Genomic DNA, 18,048 nt, shown 5'->3' with positions numbered 1-18,048 from the left:
GAGAGCGGCATCAAGGTCAGCAGTCCATCGGTCGGTAGCGCCTGATGTCAAAGGAGCCTCCTCCCCATGGGGTCGATCACTATCGTATGGGCCGCTTCGGTCCTGCTCAATGTGCTCGGCAAGCTCAACCTCCGCAGCCTTGCGCTCAGTCCGGACGGACGGCGCTACCTCATCAAGGGATCCGGCCGGCCCGTGGCGATGCCCTTCGCCGTCCGCTGGGCGCTTCCGGCCCTTTGCCGTGACTCGCCGCTGCGGTGGCGGGTGTGCACGGACGTGCATCTCGTGGCCGTGCCCGTGCTCATGTACCTGTGGCTGGGTCCGTACGCTTCCGACGAGCGGTTACGGGTGGTGGGTGCGCTGCTTGTCTGCGGGTTGCCGGGCCTGTGGCGCATCCACATCAGGTGGCCGGTGTCCGTGGACGCGACGGCTCTGGCATGGGCTCTCGGCTCGGCTCTGCTGGTGCGGAACGGTCAGTTGGTGCCCGGAGTCCTCGCCGCGGTCTTCGCCGGTCTGGTGAAGGAGACGAGCCCGGTCTTCGCCGCCTGTTTCGCCTGGAGTCCCCTTCCCCTGGCCGGACTTCTGGCGCCCGCGGTGGTCAAGTGCTTCGCGCGCGTGGGTCCGGACCCCATGGGCCAGCCGGACGTCCTGGCCAACCCGTTTCTCGCCAGCCGGCTCTACCATGTCGGGCGCTGGTTCGACCCCAGGCTGATGGCCGCTCCGTGGGGGATCTGCCTGTTGGCCTTCGGTGTGACCGACAGAGACCTGCTCGTCATGCTGGCAGTCACAGCGGCCGTGGCCTACGGCCAGATCGTGATCGCCACCGATACGGTACGGCTCTACCAGTGGGCGGCGCCACCCGTCATCGCAGCCACCATCACGGTAGTGCCGTCCCGTTGGGCGTACGCCGCGCTTGCCGCCCACCTGCTCAATCCCTGGGCAGGCAAGGCCGAGACCTGACTCACACCGGAATCCGGCGGAGGACCGACCGCGGCAGCAGCCGCACCACGGTCATGACGGTGCGCAGCAGCGGCGGAGCCCACACGATGCCGGTGCGGCTGCGCAGAGCGGCAGCGATGGCTCGTGCGACCGCTTCCGGTGTGGTGGCGAAGGGCCGCCGGTGAAGGCCTGCGGTCATCTTTGTGGTGACGAAGCCGGGACGGACCACCATGACATGGACTCCCGAGCCGTGCAGCGCGTCACCAAGACCCTGTGCGAAGGCGTCCAGGCCTGCCTTGGCAGAGCCGTAGATGAAGTTGCTGCGACGTGCCCGCACCGCAGCGATGGACGACAGCACGATCAGAGCCCCGTGCCCCTGAGCCCGGAGCGCCTCGGCGCAGACCAGGCCGGCGGAGACCGCGCCGACATAGTTGACCTGACCGATACGTGCCGCGGCCACCGGATTGGACTCGTCGTCTCGCTGCCTGCCGAGCAGGCCGAAGGCCATCAACACGGCGTCGAACTCCTCGGCGGCGAAGAGGTCACCGAGGACCTTCTGGTGGGTCATGATGTCGAGTGCGTCGAAGTGCACGCACCGTACGTCGGCACCGAGCGCCCGCAGCGGGCCTGCGGCCTGCTCCTGCCTGGTTACGTCGCGGCCCGCGAGCACCACGCGCGTGACCCGCTTGGTGATCAGTAAGCGGGCGGTGGCGAGTGCGATGTCCGAGGTGCCTCCCAGGACAAGGAGGGACTGGGGACTGCCGAATGCGTTTCTCATAGACCAAGTCTCCGCGCCAGGTCGGACCGGAATACGCCGTGCGGATCGAGTCGGGCCCTGACATCGCGGAACTCCGAGATGCGCGGGTACATGAGTGCGGCCGCGGTGGGGGCCATGCGGCTGTCCTTGGCGAGGTAGACGCGGCCACCTGCTTCGAGCACGTGGGCGTCGAGGCGATCGAGCAGCACTTCCAGACCCGGCGCCGATGCCGGGAAGTCCAGGGCGAGGGTCCAGCCCTGCTGGGGAAAAGAGAGGTGGCTGGGCGAGCCTGGTCCCAAACGTTTGAGCACGCACAGCGTCAGCGGCGCCCTGTGACGGCGGACGGCCTGGAGGATCTTGGCCAGGGTGTCTTCCTGGCCGTCGGGGACGACGCACTGATGCTGCACCAGGCAGGCTCGGCCGTACAGCCGGTTCCAGTCGGTGACGGCGTCGAGCGGGTGGAAGAAGGCGGAAAGCGGGGTGAGCCGGCCGCGTCGGCACCTCGGTGCCCGGCGGAAGCGGATCTCAGCGAGCGCGGCGAGCGGGGCGCGACCGAACAGGTCCATGGTGACTCCCCGGGGCACCGGCACCTGCGGTCGGGTACGCAACCGCAGCGGACAGGCGGTCCGGGCCGGGGGAAGGAGGTCGCGGGTGGCGTGCGTCCCGCGTTCCAGCACGGACCGGCCGAGCCGTCCTTCCGGGGCCAGCCAGGCCACCATGTACGGGTGGGGTGAGGGCTGCGTCATGAGGGACAGGAGTGCGTCGAGATCGCTGCAGCGATCGGTGTCGGCACGCATCCAGGCCGTCTCGATGGGCAGCAGCCGGATCGTGGCCCTCAGCACGATGCCGGTCAGCCCCATGCCGCCGGTCGTCGCCCAGAAGGCGGACGGATCGTCGTGCGGTGTCACGGTGCGCACCGTTCCGTCGGCCTGGAGGAGGTCCAGTGCTTGGACGTGCTGTGCGAATCCACCGCCGGCCGGGTGGTTTTTGCCATGGACGTCGCAGGCGATGGCGCCTCCGACCGTCACCTGGCGGGTTCCTGGGGTCACCGGAAGGAACCAGCCGAGCGGCACCAGCACGTGCATGAGTTGGTGCAGGCTGACTCCCGCTTCGCACATCACTGTGCCCGCCCGGGCATCGATGCGGAGGATGCGCGCGAGCCCGGTCATGTCGACCACGACACCGCCCGCGTTCTGCGCGGCGTCCCCGTAGCTGCGCCCCAGCCCGCGGGCGACCACGCCTCGTCCGGGCCGGCTCGACAGCACCTTCCTGAGACCGTCCAGGTCACCGGGCCGGACAACGGTGGCCGCGCTCGGTGCCGTACGCCCCCAGCCTGTGAGCAGGACCCGGTCAGACATGGAGTGCTCCGAGTGCGATGAGTGCGGCCCAGCTCAACGCGAGCATCACCATGGTCGATGACCCGAGGACCACGTCCTCCGGCTGCTCGGCCTGGCCGCGGTCCACGTGGTAGGCGTATCCGAGGACCGCCGCTGTGAAGGGTATGACGCTGAGCAGCGACCACGGTACGCCGGTCTGGGCGGACGCCGACACCTCGAAGGCCCACAGGTTGTACGACAGGAGCGCGGTCGCCGCCCCGATGATCCAGACGAAACGCAGATACGAAGGGGTGTACGCGGCGCACACCCGGCGGGACCGAGGCGCGTCCCCACCGAGTGCGACCAGCTCGGAGTATCGCTTGCCGGCCACCATGAACAGCGCTCCGAATCCGGACACCAGGAGGAACCACTGGGACAGATGGAGTCCGGTTGCCAGGCCACCCGTCATGGCCCGCAGGAGGAAGCTGGCTGAAACCAGGCACAGATCAACGATCGCGACGTGCTTGAGCCTCACGCAGTAGGCGACGTTGAGTGCAAGGTAGGCCGCTACGGCCGTCAGAGCGGCGCCTGTGGTGAACGCGGCGGCGGTCAGTGCCAGCCCGGCGGCTAGCGCGCACACCGTCCACGCGACGGGCAGCGAGAGGGCGCCTGCCGGGATCGGGCGGCTCCGCTTGGCCGGGTGGGTTCGGTCCGACGGGGCGTCAAGGATGTCGTTGAGGAAGTAAATGGACGAGGCGGCGCAGCAGAACGCGATGAACGACACCGCGGCCATGCGCAGCGACCACGGATCGAACCGGCCTGCGGCGAGCGGCGCCGCGAACACCAGCACGTTCTTCGTCCATTGCCGGACTCTCGCGGTTCGGACCAGCCCCGACGAGGTCGGGCACGACTGCGGTAACGCAGACGTCCGCAGGGGTCTGGGCGGGTGCGTACACTCCCCCGCAGCGACCGCCACGGCTGTGTACGAGGTCGAGCGCGCCATCCGGGTGGGTACCGGGGTGCCGACAACTGCCTGGAGGGACAAGGCCGTATCCACACGTGGCTCACGGCGCCGGCCCTGGCCGCGGACCACCCAGCAGATGCTGGGCGCTCTGATCAGCAGTGACAGAGCCAACCCTGCAGTGATCCAGACATTCGCGGCCCACACCAGCTCCACCCGCCGCACCACTGCCCACCTGATGAAGTGCCGCATGCCGCCATCCCCGTCCAGCGAGCCGGACAGTGCCATCCCTACGATGACATCCAACGGACGTCGTGGGTACTGCTTCTGTCAGCCTGCATACTCGGTCGGCAACGGGGCATGGGTGTCAGCCGCAGCTGCCGACGCGGCTAGGGCCTGGCCGGCGGATCACGTGACCTCTCACGCTCCGGCATGTTGGCGTGTTCATGGGCGGGGAGATCTCACGAACGAGGAATGGGCCCGGCTGAAGCCGCATCTGCCCAAGTCCAGTCGGGGTGCCGTGGCGGGATCTGCCTGCGCGGTTCGGCAAGTGGGAGACGGTGTACGAGAGGCACAGATCTAAGCGGCCGTCCTGGCCGATGCGGATGCCCAGGGCCGCATCGACTGGTCCATGGTGAGCGTGAACTCCACCACCTGCCGGGCCCACCAGCACGCCGCCGGAGCACGCAAGAACCCACCACAGGCGCCGGGGAAAGACGCACGCCCCGCAGCTCATCCCCATCGTGGAACGCATCCGCGTCGGCCGGCTCGATGGCGGACGCCCGCGCACCCGTCCGGACCACCTCGGCGGCGACAAGGCCTATTCCTCCCGGCGTAACCGCCGCTACCTGCGCAGACGGCAGATAAAACACACCGCCCCCGAGCTGAAGAACCAGCGGGCCAACCGTCAACGCCGCGGCAGCAAGGAGTGACCGTCGCAGCGATCCGGCTCTGGCTCCGGAGGTAGATCCATTATCCCGGTGCGGCGAGGTGCCTGTCACCGTTCTCCGGAATGATCTTTACATCCGTTTTGCACCACTAGGCTTGCGGGCGGACACAAAGCACGGTTCTGACCTGGGAGTTGAGAGTGGCGCACGACGTTGCCGCGCTGGCGGTGGAACTCACGGACATGGCTGCGGCCGATCACCAGTTGGCAGTCCGCGCCAACAGCGACGACCCCGCCGAGCAGCTGGCGTGGCGGCGGCTGACCGCCCGGCACGGTGACCGGCTCAACGAGATCATGGAGGAATACGGCTGGCCAACGGCGGAACTGGTCGGCGAGGAGGCCGCACGCGCGGCATGGCTGATCGCTCAGCACGCTGACCGGCAGCTCGACGTTCAGCGTCGCGCCCTCCAGCTGATGCAGCACGCAGTGTCGGCAGGCTCGGCCAGCCCGCGCGAGCTGGCCTTCCTGCGCGACCGCACGCTGGTCAATGAGGGCCGCAAGCAGGTCTACGGAACTCAGATCGCCGGCGTGAAGGACGGGTCACCGGTTCCGTGGCCCTGCGAAGAGCCCGAGCGCATGGACGAACTCCGTGCGGAAGTCGGCATCGAGCCCTTCGATGAGTACGTCGCCAAGTTCTCCAAGGCATGACGCCCCCTTCCCAGTCGCGTCCGGTGGATCACTGCCCGGGCTCACCTGCCGCGGGCAATGATCCGCCGGACAGGCCCGGGGCCTGCCCGGCGAGGGGATGCCTTCGCGTCTCGGCGCGGCGGAACTTACGGTTTGTGGGTTACCCAGAGCAGTTCCGCCGGCCAGCGGTGTGCCCAGTCAGGTGGGTCGGTCTCGTTGTAGCCGTTGGGTGTTCCGAGTTCGGGCCGCGGCTCGATGAGGTCGTCGATGATGAGACCCGCGCCGCGCAGGACCTTGACCCAGTCGCCGTAGGTGAGCTGATAGCTGGTCGCGCCGTCGTCTTCGGCGATGGTGTTCAGCCCGAAGTAGTCCTTCTGCAGCGTCGTGGTCACGCGGCTGGCGGCTTCGTCGTAGCAGGCTTCGAACCATGGGCTGGCGACGTTGAACACCAGGCGCCCGCCTCGGCACAAGACGCGTGCGGCCTGCGGGACGGCCAGGTGCGGGGGCGCCCAGCTGAGCCCACCGAAGTCGCAGAACACCAGGTCGAAGCTGTCGGCGGCGAAGGGGAGTTGTTCGGCGGCGCCTTGCACTAGCGGGTAGCGGGCCGCTCCCATCGCGCGGGCCGCTGCGGCAAGTTGGGCTTCGGACAGGTCGAGCCCGACCACGGTGGCGCCCTCGGCGGCGAGCGCCCTGGACCACTGACCGGCGCCGCAGCCGAGTTCGAGGACGCGCTTGCCAGTGACGTCGCCCAGGGCGTGCAGGTGCGCGTCGGGGATGGAGTACATGCCCCACAGCCGGGGCGCGGCGCCAATTTGCGGGTCGTGCTCGTGCTGGTAGGCGCTGCTGATCTGGTTCCAGAGCCGCCGGTTGGCGGGGATGCTGTCCACCTGCCGACTCCAGCACTGCCTGCCGGGGGCGGTCAACACCATTAGGGCACTGGCCGGCCCTCGCCTCGGTCCGGCCCTGGCTCGGCCCGTGATCCGCCGGACGAGCCCTAGATGTCGGCACCGAGGGATGGATTCCGACACCTGCTCATCGGCTACGTGCGGGCTTCCACCGCCGACCGGAATCCCAGCCGTCAGATCGACGCCCTGGAGGCCGGACCATTCACGGACGTTGATTTTCGACGCGAGCCATCCAGCACTGTCCGACTGCGGGGTTCTGATCACGACGGCACGTGTCGACAGACGTTCGGTGTCCGCGCTCAGGGGTCTCTAGGCAGGTCGTCGTTGCACGGCGTCGGCGATGACCGCTGTCACGAGTTTGTTGACGACTGCCGTGGTCGGCGGGCCGGGGTCACGGTCTGCGAAAAGGAGATGCCCGCCACCGACCAGGGAGAGGGTGAGTGAGTCGATGTCGGCGTCGGCCGCGATGCGGCCCCGTTCACGCTCGTCGGTCAGATAGGCGGAAATCGCCGTCGTGGCCTCGGCGAGGATCGCGATGCCGCCTCCGGGCCTGGCTTGCCGCAGCCGTGCGCGCAGCTCGTCCCGGAAGGTGATGAGCGGGATGATGGCCACCTGAACCGGTCCGAACAGAGTGGTCAGCGCGCCGGTGAGGTTGTCGACCACTGTGCCGGTGCCGGCGGACTCGCGCAGCGCACTCGCCTGTGTTTCGAGCTGCGCGGCCCGGTCGAGGACCAGGTCGGCGAGGAAGGCGTCGAAGTCGGAGAAGTGCCGGTGCAGGACGCCTTTGGCGCATCCCGCCTCGTCGGTGACGGCCCGGCTGGTCAGCCCGTTCGGCCCGTCCCGCAGAAGCACGCGTTCGGCGGCGTCGAACAGTTGCTGCCGCGCGTCGCGAAGGTGCACCCCAGTCGGCACTCACAGCTCCTCTCGCGTATCAACTCGCTGCACCACTTGCTGAGTGGGCATGCGCCCACTAAGGTGGGCGCATGCCCATATTACACGGAGAGCAACCGGAACAGCCCTCGGCGCAGCCGCATGGATCCCGGCGGATGGCCGAGTCATTCGGCGCGGACGCGCAACGCTACGACCGGGCCCGGCCCGGCTACCCCGATGCATTGGTGACGCGGATTGTCACCGGGAGCCCCGGGCCCGATGTGCTCGACATCGGCTGCGGCACCGGCATCGCAGCCCGCCAGTTCCAGGCGGCCGGCTGCGCCGTGCTCGGCATCGAGCCCGATGCGCGGATGGCCGACTTCGCGCGAGCCCGTGGCCTGCGGGTCGAGGTGGCGACCTTCGAAGACTGGCAGCCGGCGGGCCGGACGTTCGACGCGGTCGTCGCCGCCCAGTCGTGGCATTGGGTGGATCCGGTCGCCGGTGCCGTGAAGGCGGCACGCGTGCTGCGTCCAGGGGGACGGCTGGCGATCTTCGGACACGTGTACGAGCCGCCGACCGAGGTGGCCGAACCGTTCGCCGCCGCCTTCCGGCGGGCGGCGCCCGACTCCCCGCTCAATGGCCAACCGGCCCGACGTCCACTGCACCTCTACCAGGCGGCATACGCGAGGTTCGCCGACAAGATCCGGGAGACCGGACAGTTCAAGGATCCCGAACAGTGGCGATTCGACTGGGAGCAGTCCTACACGCGCGACCAATGGCTGGATCTGCTGCCCACCACCGGCGGTCTCACCCAACTGCGTCCCGATCAGCTGGCCGAGGTACTGCAAGCGGTCGGGGGCGCCATCGATTCCCTGGGCGGAAGCTTCACGATGAGCTACACCACCCTGGTCGCAACCGCCGTACGCGCCGACGCCTCCTGAGCTTGCCGCCAAGTAGCTGCTCGCAGCACCGCCGCGCACCGCCCTGCGGCGGCGCCTGCACGCCATGTCCGCGCTGCCACCTGAATTGTCTCCGCTTCCGGCGATTCTGGCGCACCTCGACCGGCAGGTCGCAGATCACGGAGAACGACACGATCGGCATCCACCTGCGGCCCCAGCGAGATGCCGTCGAGAAGGCTCTCGCCCGCGTCAACCGTCCGGTTCAGCCACCTGAAGGACGTCAAGTGAACAAGCGGCGGCCCACTGCCCGCCCTCGTGTGCGACTGATCCACATGCCGTCACCACCGTGCGGGCTTAGCGTTCTGAACATGAGCATGAGGTGCTGCGTCGAATGATCTGGTGTGCCTCGACCTCGCGGGGCACATCACCTACGTGAACACCGCCGCCGGGCTGCTCGGCAAAGCCCCGGAGCAGCTACTGGGCACTCAGCCGTCGCAGCCACTGTCCCGGCTCGACAACACCACGTACATGGACGCGTACCGCACTGCTTTGAGCAGCCGTGAGGAGGTTGCCCGTGAGCAGCGTAGTTGATCCCCTCGGATCGGCCCTGGCGTCGGCTGTGCGCCGCACGGGTGCCAGGTTCGGGGCTGTCTACCTGGTGGACCCGGATGAATCGACGATGTGTGCGGTCGCGCTGTGTGGTGTGCCGGTCGACGCCTTCGCTCCGTGGTGGCGGGCCGCGTTTGCCGCGCCCGGTCCGATGCAGGATTCGATACGCAACGAGCGGCTCGTCTGGGTGAGTTCCCTGGAAGAGCTGGCGAGTCTCTACCCGCGCGCCGCGGCGAACCTCCCTTATCAACTCGCCTTCGCGGTCGCCGCGTTCAGGCAGGTCCGGCACTGCCAGGGTGCACTGCTGCTCGCGTGGCCTCCCGGTCGTACGCCTGCTCTCAGCCGCAGTGAGCGCGGACGCATCGCCTTCAGCGCCCGGCGCATCGCGGGTGTACTGAACGCGGCTGCCGGCGCTCCGGCTATCCCGGAGCGGCCCCGCTTCGTCCCTCCACGCCTCGAGGAGCCAACGCCGCAGTCCGCCTCGGCGACGGCCGGCCTGATCGAACGCCTTCCCCTCGGCACCGTCGCCCTCGACCTCGCGGGGCACATCACCTGCGTGAACACCGCCGCCGCCCGGCTGCTCGGCAAACCCGCGGAGCAGCTACTGGGCACTCAGCCGTCGCAGTCACTGCCCTGGCTCGACAACATCTCGTACATGGACGCGTACCGCACTGCTTTGAGCAGCCGTGAGGAGGCTGCACTGACTGTCCTGCGCCCCCCGGACCGGTGGCTGGACCTCCGCCTCTACGCGGACGACAGCGGCACGAGCATCCTCCTCACGCCCCACCGCTCGCCGAGACCTCTCGGCACGCAGCCCTCCGCCGGGGCCGCAACCTCACCGGAGAGCCGGATTCATCTTCTGATGGTTCTGGCGGCCGCATTGACCGAAACCGTCGGCGTTCAGGACGTCGTCGACCTGGTCGCCGACCAGGTCCTGCCTGCCTTCGGCGCCCATGGCATGATCATGGCCGCGGCCGATCCGGACCGTGTCCGGATCATTGGTTACCGCGGGTACGAACCCGATGTCATCGAGCAGTTGGACGGCCTGCCCACGGACGCCGATCTGACCCCCGCCGGCCGCGCGATGGCCACCGGTGTGTCCTTGTTCTTCGCCAACCGGGAAGAGCTCGCCCACCTGTACCCCCAGGCGCCGCAACTCTCCGACAAACAAGCATGGGCCTTTCTGCCACTGCTCAGCTCCGGACGCCCGGTCGGCGGTCTCCTGCTCGCCTACAACGACCCCCACCCCTTCACTGCCGCCGAGCGTTCCCTCCTGACGCCGCTCGCCGGTCTCATCGCCCAGGCCTTGGACCGCGCCCGCCTCTACGACGCCAAGCACGGCCTCGCTCACGCCCTTCAGCAGACCCTCCTGCCTCATGCCCTGCCCACGGTCACCGGACTGGAGGTGGCCGCCCGTTACCACCCCGCCAGCCACGGTGTGAATCTCGGCGGCGACTTCTATGACCTCATCCGCCTCACCGACACCACCGTGGCAGCCGTCATCGGAGACGTGCAGGGCCATGACATGTCGGCAGCGGCCCTCATGGGCCTGGTGCGCATGGCCGTCCACTCCCACGCCACGGCTGGAGCCACGCCCGACCAGGTTCTCACCCGCACCGACCGCGACCTCGCCGACCTGAATGCCAGCCGCTTCGTCTCATGTCTCTACGCCCACCTCGACCTCGCCCGCCACCAGGTGACCCTCGCCAGTGCAGGACACCCGCCCCCGCTCCTTCAACACCCCGACAACCCGGCACATGCCGTCGCCATCCATCCCGGCCCGCCTCTCGGCGTCGGTCTCGGCACCCACTCCTATCCGCTCACCTCGATGTCACTGGGCCCAGGGGCACTTCTGGCCCTCTACACCGACGGCCTCGTGGAAATCCCCGGCATCGACATCTCCGAGGCCATCACCGACCTCGCAGACGGCCTCGGCGAGTGGGGCGGTCTCCCCCTGCACCAACTCGTGGACAGCCTCGTCCACCGCGCTCGCCAAGCCAATCAACACACTGACGACATCGCCCTCCTCCTGCTCCGGCCCAACCACGTTGCCGAGCTGTGATCAAATCAATGACAACGCTGGTTCGGTGTGCACGGGCATTCCGCCGCACCGCTCCTGCCTGCGCAACGTCGTGTGAGGCACACAGGGGCGTCACGCCGTCCGGTCGAACTGCTGCGGCGCGGACAGCTTCGCCTCGGCCCACGCACCACGGGCCCGGTGCAAGGCGGCGGCGTCGGTGGCACGGCCGGCGGGGGCTGGGACCGTCGCCCTTGAACGGCAGTCACGCAGAATCTTCCGAAGGGCGTTTCGAGGGCTTTCCCGTCGCCTACCGGCTTCAGCGCGGTTCTTCTCGGCCGGAGTGATGTCACAAAGTCTGTACGAGTCCGGTGGTGCGATGAGCCTGCCGGAGATCGCGAAGGAGACGGGCTGAGCCGCCGCACCGCCATCGACCGCGCCCGCGACGCGGCCTGACGTCGAAGGCTGCTCACCAGCAGACCGAACGCCCTACTCGTCGAGGAACTGATACGCCCCGCTCACGGCTCGGATCACCACGATCCCGTCGCGGACCTGCCACTCGCTCATGCCATCGACCTCGTGGCTGACGATGAACAGACCAGTGATCAGGTCATTGTCGTCATCGGAGGCTGGAATCCGCGCCACGCTCCGTAGTCGCTCCAGGAACCAGTCGACGGACTGAGCACGCATTTCCGCCCCGAAGAAGGCCCAGTTGACGAAGTTGTACTGCCGTGGGGGAAAGGCCCAGCCACCGCTGTACGTCCGATCAGGATCGTCCGATTCAACGATCTCCCTGACCTGGGCGAGCTGCCGATCATCGCACTCCAGCCAACCCCTGACACTGACGAGGGCACCCATGACGATCGCTCTCCCCCACGCTCCAGGCGCCATGCGATGGACGCCCGCTCCGATCGGCGGCACGATAGTCATGACCGGATTGATCGAGCAATGCGTTTCGGTCCTCCGCCGAGCGACGAGGACGAGCGGTCAGTGACGATCGAGGACGCACCGTTAAACCCGCGCACCGGCGCGAGGCGGGTCGTCGGTCAGCGGAAGCGATGTCACCGCTGTGCGATCTCGTCGACTTGGGCCCTGGCCGGTGGGTTGATCGGCACCTGCCCCGATCAAGACCGCGAGGCTCGTGCGCCGTGAGCCGGAGGCCCGGGACCGTGCGGCGGTCATCGTTGTTGCTCACGGCAGTTGATGCGGCCCTTCGCTCACCAGGTCTTCGCAGCAGCGAGCAGATGCTCACGGACGAGCGTGACGTGAGGATTGGTGGAACTGCCTGGGCGTTGGACGAGGTAGGCGGTGTTGATCGGGGGGTCCTCCGGCTGGTGCAGTAGCCGGAGGGCGCCGGAGGCGAGTTCGGTGCGGCATAGATAGCTGGGCAGAACACTCCAGCCGGCGCCGACCGTGAGGGCAGTCAGGACGCTGCGCAGATCGGGGATGGTGATCGCAGCCTGAACGTGCAGGCGGCGGTCGAAGACGTGGCGCCAGTAGCGGCGGGCGATGGGCAGGTCCTCCGCGTAGGCGATCAGTGGTTGGCTTTCCAGGGCAGTAGGCAGTTCCTGTCCTTTGAGCCGTTCGGCCCAGACGGGGGCGGCGACCAGGACGAACTCCTCGTCGGTGAGGAGTTCGGCGTGCAGCGTCCGGCCCCGGGGCCGGCGGGTGGCGACGACGAGGTCGTGGCGTCCGGCCCGCAGTTCCTCGAGCAGCGGTTCGGTCAGTCCGATGGCCACCCGCAGCCGGACGCCCTGCGCGACCAGAGGAGCCAACGTCTGAAGGCCGAGGGTGCTCAAGAACTCTGCGGGCCCGGCCAGGTGCACCGGCGGCGTGTTGCTGCTCGGCTCCTCGCCGGTGATGTCGGCCAACTGATCCAGAGGAGCCGACAGTCGCGTGGCAAGTTCGTCCGCGTGGGGCAGCGGGGTGACACCGTGCGCCCGGCGTTCGAACAGTTCACGGCCCAGACGGTTCTCCAGCGCCCGGATCTGCGTGGTCACGGTGGACTGCGACAGGCCCAGCCGTCGTGCAGCGGCAGTGAAGGACCCCAGGCGGTGCACGGCAAGGAAGGTGCGCAACAGGTTCAGGTCCAGCGGACCGGACCCATGAGTGTGTTGATCGCTCACGGCGTCGAGCCTACGAGGTACGCACGGCAGCCACCTGCCATCCGTCCCCGTACAGGGCATCGGTTCGTCGATACCTGGTATCGATGCCTTCATTGGCGCGATTACTTCAGCAGCTTTAGCTTCGAAAGCCGGAGCGCTGACGTTCTGAAGTCGGAACGCCGGCGCGTGAACCTCCCGACTTCCGGAGACCACACCATGTCGAAGATCCTTTTCGTGATGACCGGCGCCGACCACTGGACGCTGGCAGACGGCAGCAAGCGCCCGACCGGCTTCTGGGCCGAGGAGGTCGTGGTCCCGTACCAGGCGTTTACGGCCGCTGGACTCGAGATCGTCGTCGCCACACCGGGCGGCGTCGTACCGCCTCTGGACGAGGGCAGCCTGGCGCCGCAGTTCAACGGCGGCGAGGAGGGGGCGAAGAAGATGTCGGACGCCCTCGCCTCGATCGGCGAGATTCAGCACCCCATCAGGCTGGAGGACGTCGACCTCGACGACTACGCCGTCGTCTTCTACCCCGGTGGCCACGGCCCGATGGAAGACCTGGCCGTCGATGCCACCTCCGGCAATCTCCTCATCGATGCCCTCGCCTCGGGCAAGCCGCTCGGCGTGGTCTGCCACGCCCCGGCCGCGCTACTGGCCGCCACCAAGGCCGACGGCAGCAATGCCTTCGCCGGCTATCGGCTCACCGGATTCAGCAACGCCGAGGAGACCCAGGCCGGCCTCGCAGCCAAGGCCAAGTGGCTGCTCCAGGACCGCCTGGTCGAGATCGGCGCGGACTACCAGGAGGGCGAGCCGTGGGCCCCGAACGTGGTCGTCGATCGCAACCTGGTCACGGGCCAGAACCCCGCCTCCGCCGGACCCGTCGCAGCCGAAATCCTCAAGAAGCTGACCTGAGGCTCGCGGCCAACTCAAAAAGGTTTGTGAGCCGGGCGGCACCAGGACCCGCCAGACTGGAGTCGAGGTCGGCAAGTAGATCTACGAGAACGGCGGCGTGGTCTCCTCGGTCTGCCATGATGCCTGCGGACTGCTGCCGGAAGTCCTGCGGTGGATCGATGGGGAGGATCCCGTCCCGCAACGGGTGAAGTGGTCGTCGACGTCGGCCGCCTTGACCAGACGCCCCGGCCAGGGGTCCGTATCGGACACCTGGCCGGTCGTGTGCGCTCAGCGGGTGCTACAGCTGTGGCTGTGGCATCCGCTGCCAGCTGAACGGGCCGTAGGTTGTGTCGGTGGCGGGGTAGTTGGCATTCGGGTCGGCAGTCAGTTTCAGCCATTCCAGCGGAGTGGTGCTGCCGTGCACGACGATCCGATGGAAGTTCGAGACGTTGTAGTACGGGTGCTCGTTCCACGCGTTGTCGCTCGGGTCGTGGGCGCACACGCCGGCCCCCGTGGCCGGGTCCGTCTCGCCGGTGCATGTCGCCGTCGGAGACAGCGGGTTGTCCGAGCGGTACAGGTGCGAGTCACCGTTGAGCATCAGCACGGGACGGCCGAACTCGGTCGTCCTCGCGGCGACTTCGCTGATGATCGGCTCGTAGTTCGTCAGGTGGTCCTTGGTCTTGCCGTCGAGGTCCCACATGTCGGCCTGTGCCGTGATCACCACGCCCTTGGCGTGCTGGGCCGCCGCGACGGCGAAGGCAGCATCGAGCCAGCGGACGTCGGCGGCGGTACGGTTGGTCCGCTCGTCGGTCTGCGTCTGAGTCGCGGTCGGCACCTTGTACCAGGGGTCGGTGTCGTTGTTCGAGCCGCCAGGCACGTTGATGGTCACGAAGACGATGTCGTTCTGTGCCCACATCACGTTCTCGACGTACTGCGCGTCGCCCGGGTGACTCGGGTCGTGGGCGGTGGCCTGGGAGATCACGTTCAGTGTCCCGCTGCCGAGGGTGTGGCCGGGCTGGGCGAAGAAGTCGTGCCGGACTTCGGCGAGGTTGTCGAGCGGGTTACCGCAGTGGTAGCTGACGCAGTCCGCCGTGTTGGTCGACAAGCCGCTCGTGCCGATGTAGTTGATCGCACCGGAGGCTGAGTCGTAGAAGCCGCCGCCTTGACCGGGTGAGGTGAGACTTGACGCCTTGTGGCAGTCGGCCCACTCGTTGTCGCCCGGCGTGTAGACGAGCGGCTTGGTGAGGGTCTGCCACACGGACGCGATCGAGGCGTCGTAGTCCTCGGTGCAGAACTCCTTGCCCGAGTGTATGTCGCCCACGTGGATGACGTCGCTGATCGTCGGGTCACTGTTGATGGTGCCGATGAACCCAGGGGTCTTCTGGAACTGCGATGTGTCGGCGGCCTGGCCCGCTGGCGCGTACGCCGACCTGCCGTACGGCGAGTCGCCGAACACGGCGAGCGTCAGTGGGCCGTCGGCTGCAGATGCCGTGGCGGCCGACCCCGCGGAAGAGGCAAGGCCGACGGCGACGAGCGTGATGAGCCCGCGTCTCAGCATGCGTCTGAACATGCGTCCCTCTTTCAGGTCCGGTGCGGGGGGGCGCTCCAGTGAACTGGATGATCAGGGAGCGTGACATGGCGTCAATGGCGGCGCGGAGATGACGAACTGGCGAAATCTCGGCCGCGCCCACATCACGGCACCCCGTGAACCACCCATACGGAAGCTGCGCTGCGCCGTCCCGGACTCACCGGCAGCGAGTGGCGCCTCGCGCATCGCCTTGGTCTACTGCCAGGACCTCCGCGGCGGGGTGACCGGCAGCGTGCGTCGGGACGGTCAGGACAGGCCCCATGGGCGGAGCTTGTCCGGGTTGCGCACCGCCCAGATGTGCGTGATCCGGTCGTCGGCGACCTTGAACGCGAACACCGTCTCGATCCGGCCCCCGGACTCGACGACCAGGCCCGGCAGCCCGTTGACCGTGCGCTCGAGGATTGTCCGGGGCGGCGCGAGGCGGGCGATCGTCAGGTAGAGGTGGGCGATCCGCTCGGCGCCCTCGATCGGCAGCAGGTGGGCGATGACGCGGCCGCCGCCGTCGGAGATCGCCGTGGCGCCCGGGTCGAGCAGGCCGATCAGGGCCTCGATGTCCTGCGCCTCCCAGGCCGCCTTGAATCGTCGGACGACGCTCGCCTGCCGGGCCGCGTTCGGGCTCGCCTCGGCTCGCGCGAGGGCGATGCGGCGGCGGGCCGAGGACGCCAGCTGTCGGCATGCCGCGGGGCTGCGGCCGACGATCTCGGCCACCTCGGCGAACGGATAGCGGAAGACGTCGTGCAGCACGAAGGCAACGCGCTCGGCCGGGGTCATCGACTCGAACACGACCAGGAAGGCCATGGTCACCGACTCGTCGAGGGTGATCCGGTCGGCCGGGTCCACGCCGGCTCCGCCCGCCGCCCCGGCGATCCACTCGGCCGGGTCGGGCAGCGGCTCCGGGATCCATTCGCCGACGTAGGACTCCCGCCGGGCGCGCGCGGAGCCGAGCAGGTTCAGGCAGATGCGGCCGGCCACCTTCGTCAGCCAGGCGCCCGGGGACTCGATGGCCTCCTGCTCGGCCCGGGACATCGCGTACCAGCGGGTGTAGGTCTCCTGGACGACGTCCTCCGCGTCGGCCAGGGAGCCGAGCAGCCGGTAGGCGAGATTGAGCAGCTGTCGCCGCTCGCTCATGATCGTTTTCAGGCCCGGGTCCTGCTGCTCGTCTGTCTGCCGCTGTGCCTGTTCCGACGGGGTGGTCATACGCTCTCCGGCTCCCTCGTTCACGTGCCTTCTCCAGTACGACAAATCAGAGCGGCGGAATGTGAGGTCAGCGGCTCGCCTCACATTCGGCCGGGCTGCGTTGTCGGACTGGTGAAGACGAGTACACCATCCAGAGGACAGGAAGCTCAGCATGAACGACTTTCAGGAGATCGCCGACCGTGTCGAGATCGAGGCGCTGCGCGGCGAGTTCACCGACGCGGCGATGATGCGCGACCGTGCCCGCCTCGCCGCGCTGTTCACCTCCGACGGCGTTCTGCGCATGCCCAACGTCCCGGTCGAGTTCATCGGCCGGGAGGAGATCCGGACCGGAGGCGAACGCCTGCAGAGCCAGTGGGACTTCTTCGTGCAGAACAGCCACCCAGGCATGATCCGGATCGACGGCGACACCGCCACCGGTCGCACCTACATACAGGAGATCGCGCGTCTGCTCGACGGCCGCTCGGGCCTGAACTTCGCCATCTACCACGACACCTACCGGCGTACGCCGGAGGGATGGAAGTTCGCCGAGCGGGTCTACGAGGTCAGGTACATCGACACCACCCCGCTGGGGGGTTCGGCGCCCAGCCCCGACGCTCAGGCGCACGAGTCCGGCAGGGCTGGGGACGCTGGTCGGGCACCGGGTACCGGTGAGACGGACGCGTCGGTCACGGGGGTGGCCGACGACTTCGCCGCACCGGCGTCCGCCGAACGGCTGGACCGGGCGATCTCGGCGCTGCGGGCGAACGGTTTCACCGCCGAACTGCTCGACGACGCCGCGGCGGCCCGCGCCCGCATCAAGGATCTGATCCCGCAGGGCGCGGGCGTGTTCACCGGGGCCAGCGAGACGCTTCGGCTCTCCGGCATCGTGGAGGACATCGAGGCGGGCGACCGCTACCAGGCCATCCGGCCGCGCGTGGTGAAGATGGACCGCGCCACCGAGTTCGACCAGATCCGCCGGCTGGTGGCCGCCCCTGACGTCCTCGTCGCCAGCGTTACGGCCGTCACGGAGACCGGCTCGCTCGTCATCGCCTCGGGCAGCGGCAGCCAGCTGCCCGCCTCCGCGGGCGGCGCCGCGAGGGCGATCTGGGTCGTCGGTGCGCAGAAGGTGGTGCCCGACCTGAGCACCGCGTTGCGCCGGGTCGAGGAGCACGCCCTCCCGTTGGAGACCGCGCGGGCCCAGGCGGTCTACGGGCAGCCGAGCGCGGTCAACCGTCTGCTCGTCCTCAACGCGGAGCCGCAGCCCGGGCGCGGCACCGTCCTCCTGCTGCGCGAGGCCATCGGATTCTGACATCCCGCGCAGTGAGGACGTGAGAACGCCGCCGGGGGGGGGGGGGGGGCGCGGGGGGGGGCGGGGGGGCCCCCCCCCCCCCGCCCCCCCCGGGGGCGGGGGGGGCGCCCCCGCGCGGGGGGGGGGGGGAGGGCGG

The 18,048-nt window shown here is 68.8% G+C and carries 16 protein-coding genes and 1 pseudogene; 8 read left to right on the top strand and 9 right to left on the bottom strand.

Translation table 11 applies throughout. The features are described 5' to 3' along the window. Window positions 1–66: 66 nt before the first annotated feature. Window positions 67–957 (top strand): hypothetical protein, encoded by an 891-nt coding sequence (locus tag ACIGXP_RS14080; protein ID WP_399767951.1) that lies wholly within the window; start codon window positions 67–69, stop codon window positions 955–957. Between the two features lies 1 nt (window position 958). Here the strand turns inward: ACIGXP_RS14080 and ACIGXP_RS14075 are convergent, their stop codons facing one another. Genes ACIGXP_RS14075 through ACIGXP_RS14065 form a run of 3 tightly spaced genes read right to left on the bottom strand, consistent with a single transcriptional unit; the run spans window position 959 to window position 4,012 of the window. Then, window positions 959–1,714: a decaprenylphospho-beta-D-erythro-pentofuranosid-2-ulose 2-reductase gene (locus tag ACIGXP_RS14075; RefSeq protein WP_399767948.1), complete on the bottom strand. Its 756-nt coding sequence runs from the start codon at window positions 1,712–1,714 to the stop codon at window positions 959–961. Beyond that, entirely contained in the window at window positions 1,711–3,051 is a 1,341-nt protein-coding gene (locus ACIGXP_RS14070; protein WP_399767946.1) for an FAD-binding protein, read from the bottom strand. The genes ACIGXP_RS14075 and ACIGXP_RS14070 overlap by 4 nt, the downstream gene beginning before the upstream one ends. Beyond that, window positions 3,044–4,012: a decaprenyl-phosphate phosphoribosyltransferase gene (locus ACIGXP_RS14065; protein ID WP_399768414.1), complete on the bottom strand. Its 969-nt coding sequence runs from the start codon at window positions 4,010–4,012 to the stop codon at window positions 3,044–3,046. The genes ACIGXP_RS14070 and ACIGXP_RS14065 overlap by 8 nt, the downstream gene beginning before the upstream one ends. A 370-nt stretch (window positions 4,013–4,382) precedes the next feature. Between ACIGXP_RS14065 and ACIGXP_RS14060 the strand changes: the two are divergent. Together ACIGXP_RS14060 and ACIGXP_RS14055 are read left to right on the top strand one after the other, a co-directional pair. After that, a pseudogene (locus tag ACIGXP_RS14060) lies at window positions 4,383–4,893 on the top strand (IS5/IS1182 family transposase); the annotation flags it as partial. A 164-nt stretch (window positions 4,894–5,057) separates the two neighbouring features. Beyond that, complete coding sequence (locus ACIGXP_RS14055) at window positions 5,058–5,564, top strand: DUF6624 domain-containing protein (RefSeq protein WP_399767943.1); 507 nt, start codon at window positions 5,058–5,060, stop codon at window positions 5,562–5,564. A 125-nt stretch (window positions 5,565–5,689) separates the two neighbouring features. Here the strand turns inward: ACIGXP_RS14055 and ACIGXP_RS14050 are convergent, their stop codons facing one another. Next, a complete protein-coding gene (locus ACIGXP_RS14050; RefSeq protein WP_399767940.1) occupies window positions 5,690–6,430 on the bottom strand; it encodes a class I SAM-dependent methyltransferase in 741 nt (246 codons plus the stop codon). Window positions 6,431–6,757: 327 nt separating this feature from the next. Further along, window positions 6,758–7,360: a TetR/AcrR family transcriptional regulator gene (locus ACIGXP_RS14045; protein ID WP_363219634.1), complete on the bottom strand. Its 603-nt coding sequence runs from the start codon at window positions 7,358–7,360 to the stop codon at window positions 6,758–6,760. Between the two features lie 71 nt (window positions 7,361–7,431). On the opposite strand from ACIGXP_RS14045, the gene ACIGXP_RS14040 reads away from it, so the two are divergent. From ACIGXP_RS14040 to ACIGXP_RS14030, 3 genes are all read left to right on the top strand, one after another. After that, window positions 7,432–8,259: a class I SAM-dependent methyltransferase gene (locus ACIGXP_RS14040; RefSeq protein WP_399767938.1), complete on the top strand. Its 828-nt coding sequence runs from the start codon at window positions 7,432–7,434 to the stop codon at window positions 8,257–8,259. 357 nt (window positions 8,260–8,616) lie between these two features. After that, on the top strand, window positions 8,617–8,808 hold the full coding sequence (locus tag ACIGXP_RS14035) for a PAS domain-containing protein (protein ID WP_399767936.1): 192 nt from the start codon (window positions 8,617–8,619) through the stop codon (window positions 8,806–8,808). Next, the gene (locus ACIGXP_RS14030) at window positions 8,792–10,888 is read left to right on the top strand and encodes a SpoIIE family protein phosphatase (RefSeq protein WP_399767933.1); all 2,097 of its coding nucleotides are present in this window, start codon (window positions 8,792–8,794) and stop codon (window positions 10,886–10,888) included. Before ACIGXP_RS14035 ends, ACIGXP_RS14030 begins: the two co-directional genes overlap by 17 nt. Before the next feature lie 444 nt (window positions 10,889–11,332). Here the strand turns inward: ACIGXP_RS14030 and ACIGXP_RS14025 are convergent, their stop codons facing one another. Together ACIGXP_RS14025 and ACIGXP_RS14020 are read right to left on the bottom strand one after the other, a co-directional pair. Beyond that, a complete protein-coding gene (locus ACIGXP_RS14025) occupies window positions 11,333–11,773 on the bottom strand; it encodes a hypothetical protein (RefSeq protein WP_399767930.1) in 441 nt (146 codons plus the stop codon). Window positions 11,774–12,060: 287 nt separating this feature from the next. Continuing rightward, window positions 12,061–12,969 carry a LysR family transcriptional regulator gene (locus tag ACIGXP_RS14020; RefSeq protein ID WP_399767927.1) on the bottom strand — a complete coding sequence of 303 codons (909 nt, stop codon included), beginning with the start codon at window positions 12,967–12,969 and terminating at the stop codon, window positions 12,061–12,063. 195 nt (window positions 12,970–13,164) lie between these two features. Here ACIGXP_RS14020 and ACIGXP_RS14015 point away from each other — a divergent pair, with 195 nt between their 5' ends. After that, entirely contained in the window at window positions 13,165–13,860 is a 696-nt protein-coding gene (locus ACIGXP_RS14015; RefSeq protein ID WP_399767924.1) for a type 1 glutamine amidotransferase domain-containing protein, read from the top strand. Between the two features lie 277 nt (window positions 13,861–14,137). Here ACIGXP_RS14015 and ACIGXP_RS14010 read toward each other — a convergent pair whose 3' ends face one another. Further along, window positions 14,138–15,409, bottom strand: a complete 1,272-nt coding sequence (locus ACIGXP_RS14010) for a hypothetical protein (protein ID WP_399767921.1) — start codon at window positions 15,407–15,409, stop codon at window positions 14,138–14,140. A 264-nt stretch (window positions 15,410–15,673) separates the two neighbouring features. Beyond that, window positions 15,674–16,624 carry an RNA polymerase sigma factor SigJ gene (gene sigJ, locus ACIGXP_RS14005; protein ID WP_399767919.1) on the bottom strand — a complete coding sequence of 317 codons (951 nt, stop codon included), beginning with the start codon at window positions 16,622–16,624 and terminating at the stop codon, window positions 15,674–15,676. Between the two features lie 151 nt (window positions 16,625–16,775). On the opposite strand from sigJ, the gene ACIGXP_RS14000 reads away from it, so the two are divergent. Further along, window positions 16,776–17,912 (top strand): LUD domain-containing protein, encoded by a 1,137-nt coding sequence (locus tag ACIGXP_RS14000; protein WP_399767917.1) that lies wholly within the window; start codon window positions 16,776–16,778, stop codon window positions 17,910–17,912. Window positions 17,913–18,048 lie beyond the last annotated feature (136 nt).

It is taken from the genome of Streptomyces sp. NPDC053069 (assembly GCF_044546895.1).
Lineage (GTDB): Bacteria > Actinomycetota > Actinomycetes > Streptomycetales > Streptomycetaceae > Streptomyces.
Note: the sequence above shows the minus strand (reverse complement) of the source record. Positions and strands in the feature narration are given on the sequence as shown.

Bases quoted from the DNA above. Each gene is read 5' to 3' on its own strand.
- ACIGXP_RS14075 (WP_399767948.1), bottom strand. From the start codon at position 1,714: ATGAGAAACGCATTCGGCAGTCCCCAGTCCCTCCTTGTCCTGGGAGGC.
- ACIGXP_RS14065 (WP_399768414.1), bottom strand. From the start codon at position 4,012: ATGGCGCGCTCGACCTCGTACACAGCCGTGGCGGTCGCTGCGGGGGAG.
- ACIGXP_RS14015 (WP_399767924.1), top strand. From the start codon at position 13,165: ATGTCGAAGATCCTTTTCGTGATGACCGGCGCCGACCACTGGACGCTG.
- ACIGXP_RS14025 (WP_399767930.1), bottom strand. From the start codon at position 11,773: ATGACTATCGTGCCGCCGATCGGAGCGGGCGTCCATCGCATGGCGCCT.
- sigJ (WP_399767919.1), bottom strand. From the start codon at position 16,624: ATGACCACCCCGTCGGAACAGGCACAGCGGCAGACAGACGAGCAGCAG.
- ACIGXP_RS14080 (WP_399767951.1), top strand. From the start codon at position 67: ATGGGGTCGATCACTATCGTATGGGCCGCTTCGGTCCTGCTCAATGTG.
- ACIGXP_RS14000 (WP_399767917.1), top strand. From the start codon at position 16,776: ATGAACGACTTTCAGGAGATCGCCGACCGTGTCGAGATCGAGGCGCTG.
- ACIGXP_RS14070 (WP_399767946.1), bottom strand. From the start codon at position 3,051: ATGTCTGACCGGGTCCTGCTCACAGGCTGGGGGCGTACGGCACCGAGC.
- ACIGXP_RS14040 (WP_399767938.1), top strand. From the start codon at position 7,432: ATGCCCATATTACACGGAGAGCAACCGGAACAGCCCTCGGCGCAGCCG.
- ACIGXP_RS14010 (WP_399767921.1), bottom strand. From the start codon at position 15,409: ATGTTCAGACGCATGCTGAGACGCGGGCTCATCACGCTCGTCGCCGTC.